The 2,256-nt window shown below is 46.4% G+C and carries 3 protein-coding genes; 2 read left to right on the top strand and 1 reads right to left on the bottom strand.

Annotation, left to right across the window (positions count from 1 at the left end; all coding sequences use genetic code 11):
• Positions 1-177: 177 nt before the first annotated feature.
• Positions 178-555 carry a hypothetical protein gene (locus J7438_RS25160; protein ID WP_209278792.1) on the bottom strand — a complete coding sequence of 126 codons (378 nt, stop codon included), beginning with the start codon at positions 553-555 and terminating at the stop codon, positions 178-180.
• Positions 556-770: 215 nt separating this feature from the next.
• Here J7438_RS25160 and J7438_RS25155 point away from each other — a divergent pair, with 215 nt between their 5' ends.
• The gene (locus J7438_RS25155) at positions 771-1,916 is read left to right on the top strand and encodes a hypothetical protein (RefSeq protein WP_209278791.1); all 1,146 of its coding nucleotides are present in this window, start codon (positions 771-773) and stop codon (positions 1,914-1,916) included.
• 4 nt (positions 1,917-1,920) lie between these two features.
• Positions 1,921-2,256 (top strand): SUMF1/EgtB/PvdO family nonheme iron enzyme (locus J7438_RS25150; protein ID WP_353620196.1); only part of this gene is annotated, 336 nt, incomplete at its 3' end.

Raw genomic sequence — 2,256 nt, 5'->3', positions numbered from 1 at the left:
GTACGCCCCCCCGTCGATCTCCCGTTTGTGATCAGGGAAACAGCCCGGAAATATCAACATACGGTTGCCCAGTGCACAGTGTGGCGGCATAAAACACTGTAATCCGGCCCCGTGTCTGTGTACCTCACTTGAAGGCCGGTTGTGCAAGTTTGCTCATCACCGCTACTAAAAACTTGCTCAAACCGCCTCAAAATTCAACGTCAGGCCATGCAGGTAATATTTCGCTTTGTTGTTCGCCCTTTCCAGGAGCAGCAATGTCATGGATGTATCGCGGTCAAAAATTTCTTTAATCAGGGAATCTGACCGGAGGCACGACACATGGCGTGTATGGGTCGCACTGAAATTGACGAAATCAGAAAAACTCAACTGACGGGCAATGAGTTGCAGTTCCATGTCAGGAAGTGCTGCCAAATGACAGGAATCCGGTTGGTTACGTACTTCCTGTACATGCACCTTCCTGAAACCGAAAAAAGCAAATGGAATATCTGAATCCTCTATTTGAGGATTAAAAATAAATGATTCTAACTGGGGTGAAACAGCAGTGGCTTGATGCATAAATCAACCTTCGCATTTTATTACGGGTTGTTTTGAGCCCGGGCCCAAAAGTCCCACTGTGGCTTCTTCCTGCAACAACTTTGCCGGAACTAATTGATGTCTGACTGGTCATACCTACAGCATTGCTCTGCATGCAAACAGTCAAATAGAAATTCTCGCACCAATTAATTCTCTCACCAATTATAGTAGTGCCATATTTTTGAGGACAATCAACGATGATTTCATCTTCTGCGCAACTCCCTCCATTAACAGGGGAAACATCACCTGTCAGCACCACAGAAAATACCCAGACTGAGAAAGCCGCCGTAAACCCGGAACTTCAAACACTTCAGGATGTTTTTTCAGACCGATTAAAAAAGGCAGAGAGCCTGTTAAATGATAACTTTAAGGCGAGAGATGCAATCTTTGAACTTGTTACAGGTTTTACCCCTTTTCATAGAGATGGCGACAATGACTGCAGCACAGAGCAGAATAATAATTATTTCATGGCTCTTGCTCTGGCCCAGTGTAATCTTGCCAGTATTGAGGGTGTTTCAAAAATTCAACAAGCTAGCACGATTCAAGATCGCATTATAGAAATAATTTTAACGCAAAAAGATCCTTCAGATGCCAAAAGCGAAGAACCCAACCTGGAAGCTCTGGAAAAAGACCTGGGAGTAATTTCAAGGGAAGATAATAACATCAGGTCCGGATCCTATATCATGGGCGTTGAAAGGCAGGGCTTTGTAGAAAAGCAAATCAACGAGTGGTTTCAGGAAGATAAACGGCAAGCCGTTAAAGATGCACTGATACTGTTAAAGAATCAGATCACATCAGGTGCCGATACAGGCCCTCTTGAGGCAGACATTATGTCACTGAAGCTTCAAACAGCTGGAGACCTGGCCACTTTTTCTGCTAATTTCAAATACCCTAATCCTGAGATTTTCAGCCAGGCAAGAAACGAACTTCTGAATAAATCCAGTGATTTGGAACAGTATTTTACCAATAAAGAAAACCTGACCCTTGCTTTACAAGGCAAAGTTCCAGAGGACCAAATGGAACAATTAATACAGGCGTTATCCCACCCTGTATCTGAGATGAACACAAAAGCAATGGTGCTGGCTTCAATCATCACGCACCACACAGAGAAAAACCTGAAGTCATACTTGAAAGCTGCCCAGATTTTGTCACTGAAAACACAGGCGCAGGCAGACAATCCAGCACTCTCGGATAGAACTGCCCTTGCAATGGCTCTGGAGCGCAGTGATGCAATGGTTAGAGAGCATTATCAAGGCGGCGAAAAATACGCCGCCATCAGTGCTGCTGACGCGCTGATAAATAGTCTGACGCCATTGCCTGAAGATCTGACGGCAATGGCTTAAGCCTATCCGATCCGGCTGGGACAATGAATATGGCCGCTTTGAGGTTGAGGTGGCCCCCTTCAAAGCCAGCGAATACCTGGTGAGCAATCAGGAGTTTAAAGCCTTTATTGATGCCGGCGGTTATGACAATGAACGCTGGTGGACGGATGAAGGCTGGGCCTGGAACACGTTCAGCAACACGGATGGTAAAGCGCGCCACCCCGAATTCTGGCCCCCCGAAGGGGACAGTTATCGCTACCGCACCATGCTGGCAGAGATCGATATGCCCTGGAACTGGCCGGTAGACGTCAACTGTCATGAAGCCCAGGCCTTTTGTCGCTGGAAGTCAGAAGTGACCGGC

Source organism: Thalassotalea sp. G20_0, from assembly GCF_017744175.1.
GTDB lineage: Bacteria > Pseudomonadota > Gammaproteobacteria > Pseudomonadales > Endozoicomonadaceae > Endozoicomonas.
Note: the sequence above shows the minus strand (reverse complement) of the source record. Positions and strands in the feature narration are given on the sequence as shown.

What these genes read in the sequence shown, in the direction of transcription:
- J7438_RS25160 (WP_209278792.1), bottom strand. Translation starts at nt 555, where the DNA reads ATGCATCAAGCCACTGCTGTTTCACCCCAGTTAGAATCATTTATTTTT.
- J7438_RS25155 (WP_209278791.1), top strand. Translation starts at nt 771, where the DNA reads ATGATTTCATCTTCTGCGCAACTCCCTCCATTAACAGGGGAAACATCA.